Source organism: Geobacillus sp. BMUD, from assembly GCF_013096845.1.
In the GTDB taxonomy this organism is placed as follows: Bacteria; Bacillota; Bacilli; order Bacillales; family Anoxybacillaceae; genus Geobacillus; species Geobacillus vulcani.
In genome coordinates, this window is the sequence record NZ_SDLA01000034.1 from 1 (window position 1) to 3,095 (window position 3,095).

The window sequence follows — 3,095 nt, forward strand, 5'->3', positions numbered from 1 at the left end:
TGTAAATTATCACTTTATTTCCGCACAAAAAAGACTCTTTTTTGCACATTCCTTCGGAATATCCCTCTCCCCCTTTCCGAAAGAATGTGCTAAATTTTTTGTGAATTATTTCGGAATGGGACATGGGTGATTTCCAGAGGGGGGACGAGGACGTGATTCGGTTTCATGACTTTCAGGTCGATGTCCAGACATATGCCCAGCGGGGAAAACAAAACGACTTTCCCCTTCTTAAGCGGTGCCCTCATTGCCAGGCAAAACGACCTCTTTATCGCCATGGGTACTACGAACGAAATGCCGTGACGTCGCATCAGTCTTATCGCATTTGGATCGCTCGGTATCGCTGCCCGGAGTGCAGGAGGACGGTGGCCGTGTTGCCTTCATTTCTTCTCCCCTATTTTCAGTATACGTTGCCCACCATATGGAGAGTGGTGAAAGAACGGTTGGGCCTGACTCCGAAACGGGGGATGGAGGAGGCTCCACTCCTTCCTACGGATGAAGGGGTTTTATTTTATGTCCGACGTTTATTCCGAAATTTGAACCACCTTCATTGGTTTTTTGCGGAGCGCTGGAGAAAAATTGGTCCTGCCATCGCCCAAGCGAGAGAACGAGCCCTATGGTGGATCCAGACGATGGAGGAGATCGGCCTCTTTTTCGTCATCCAAGAGATATGGGAGCACCGATCGACGCATCTTTTTGCACGTACATTCAGTTCCTGATTTTACTTATATCCCCTTATATGGAATCATTTATAGATTCCACAAACCTTTCCTCTCGACGGTCGGGGGAATGATCCGATAGGATAGAGACAGGATGGACCGATAAGGTCCTAGAATGGGATGAACGAAGGAGGAGATCGAAATGAATGAGTCGATGAGACAGGAGATCGCTTTATTTCGGTATGGATTGATCGCTCCATTGGTGAATGGACAAGTCGATCCAAAAACGTACTTGAAGGAAGTAGCGGAACGGATCCATCAAGTTCCCCACCATGGAGAGAAACGCATCGCCGCCAAAACGATCCTCGACTGGTGCACGCAGTACAAAAAAGGGGGCTTTGAGGCGCTGAAGCCGAAACGACGGTCGGACCGTGGCCATTCCCGGAGGCTGTCACCTGAAGAAGAGGATCACATTTTAGCCCTGAGAAAAAAACACCCCCACATGCCCGTGACGGTGTTTTACCAACACCTTATCGAGCAGGGGGAAATCCAATCCATCTCTTATTTCACTATATACCGACTTTTAAAAAAATACAACCTCGTGGGGAAAGAAATTTTACCGATTCCTGAACGAAAACGATTCGCGTACGATCAGGTCAATGAGCTCTGGCAAGGTGATTTGTCCCATGGCCCGTTGATTCGCGTGAATGGCAAAACGCAAAAAACGTTTTTGATTGCCTATATCGATGACTGCTCGCGGGTCGTGCCGTACGCTCAGTTTTTCTCTTCCGAGAAATTTGACGGGTTGCGGATCGTAACCAAGGAAGCGCTGCTTCGATACGGAAAGCCGAAGCGAATTTACTCGGATAACGGCAAGATTTATCGGGCGGAACCCTTGCAGTACGCCTGCGCGGAGTTAGGGATCACCTTGATCCATACCCAGCCGTACGATCCGCAAAGCAAAGGGAAAATCGAACGATTTTTCCGCACCGTACAGACGCGGTTTTACCCGTTGCTCGAAATGAATTCACCGAAGTCGCTCGAAGAGCTAAACGAGCGATTTTGGAAGTGGTTGGAGGAAGATTACCATCGAAAACCGCATGCCTCGTTGAACGGGAAGACGCCACATGAAGTGTTTCAATCGCAAGTCCATTTGGTGTCGTTCGTCGAGGATTCGGATTGGCTCGACTCGATCTTTTTGAAACGCGAATACCGTAAAGTGAAGGCCGATGGTACGGTCACGTTGAACAAGCAGCTGTATGAAGTTCCGCCCCGGTTCATCGGACAATCGATCGAACTCCGTTATGATGAACAAGGCGTGTATGTGTACGAAGACGGTCAACGGGTCGCCGAAGCGGTCCTTGTTCGCTTCGAGGACAATGCCTATGTGAAACGCCATCGGTCACCGTTTGCGACGGTTCCGGTAGAGGGAGGCGAAAACGATGTATAAAACGTTTTATTCCCTTTCCCGAGAGCCGTTTTCGAAGGAGACGAATCCACCAGAGGCTTATCAAGGGGCCTCGTATCAAGAGGCCCTCGCCGCTTTGGACTACGTGAAACGAACAAGAGGGATCGGGCTATTGATTGGTGAACCAGGGGCCGGCAAGACATTCGCCCTTCGGGCGTTTAAGGAATCCCTGAATCCGTCACTGTATCACGTCGTTTATTTTCCATTGTCAACGGGAAGCGTGATGGACTTTTATCGCGGCCTTGCCTTCGGGCTCGGGGAAGAGCCGAAATACCGCAAGGTCGACTTGTTTTATCAAATCCAACAAGGGATCGAGCGATTGTATCATGAACAACGGGTAACGTCAGTGTTCATCCTCGATGAAATGCATTTAGCGAAGGATGCCTTTCTGCAGGATATCGCGATCCTGTTCAACTTTCACATGGACTCAACGAATCCGTTTGTCTTGATTTTGGCGGGGCTGCCCCATTTACAGGCAAAACTACGGTTGAATCAACACCGTCCGCTTCACCAACGAATCATCATGCGATACCAGATGGGGCCTCTTGATAAGGAAGAAGTGGTAGGATATATCGAACACCGCCTGAAACAGGCGGGGGCGAAACACCCGATTTTTACCCCAGCTGCCTTAGAAGCGATTGCCCTGCAGTCGCAGGGGTGGCCGCGGATCATCAACAACCTCGCCACCACTTGCCTGTTATACGGCGCTCAATTAAAAAAACATATGATTGACGAAGACATTGTGCGTATGGCAGCCGAAGAAATGGGGTACTGACACAGCAGGGGCTGATCGGCCCCTGTTATGTTTCATCCCGATCCATCCTCATTCTAGTTAATCATCCGAAATAATGTGCAAATGTTCGGAAATAATCTGCAAAACCTGGAATAATTCGCAAAGATTTTGCACATTATTTCCGAATCCGTCCGAAATAATTTGAAAAAGGGATTCTGAAATAATGTGCTAATTTACA

3 protein-coding genes are annotated in these 3,095 nt (G+C 48.9%); all 3 read left to right on the forward strand.

The features are described from left to right. Positions 1-152 precede the first annotated feature (152 nt). The 3 genes from ETC05_RS17985 (at position 153) to ETC05_RS17155 (ending at position 2,899) form a co-directional block, all read left to right on the forward strand. Entirely contained in the window at positions 153-716 is a 564-nt protein-coding gene (locus ETC05_RS17985) for a DUF6431 domain-containing protein (protein WP_011229674.1), read from the forward strand. A gap of 142 nt (positions 717-858) precedes the next feature. Beyond that, positions 859-2,106, forward strand: a complete 1,248-nt coding sequence (locus tag ETC05_RS17150; protein ID WP_014195809.1) for an IS481 family transposase — start codon at positions 859-861, stop codon at positions 2,104-2,106. Next, on the forward strand, positions 2,099-2,899 hold the full coding sequence (locus ETC05_RS17155; protein ID WP_011229854.1) for an ExeA family protein: 801 nt from the start codon (positions 2,099-2,101) through the stop codon (positions 2,897-2,899). Before ETC05_RS17150 ends, ETC05_RS17155 begins: the two co-directional genes overlap by 8 nt. Positions 2,900-3,095 lie beyond the last annotated feature (196 nt).

What these genes read in the sequence shown, in the direction of transcription:
- ETC05_RS17150 (WP_014195809.1), top strand. Translation starts at nt 859, where the DNA reads ATGAATGAGTCGATGAGACAGGAGATCGCTTTATTTCGGTATGGATTG.
- ETC05_RS17155 (WP_011229854.1), top strand. Translation starts at nt 2,099, where the DNA reads ATGTATAAAACGTTTTATTCCCTTTCCCGAGAGCCGTTTTCGAAGGAG.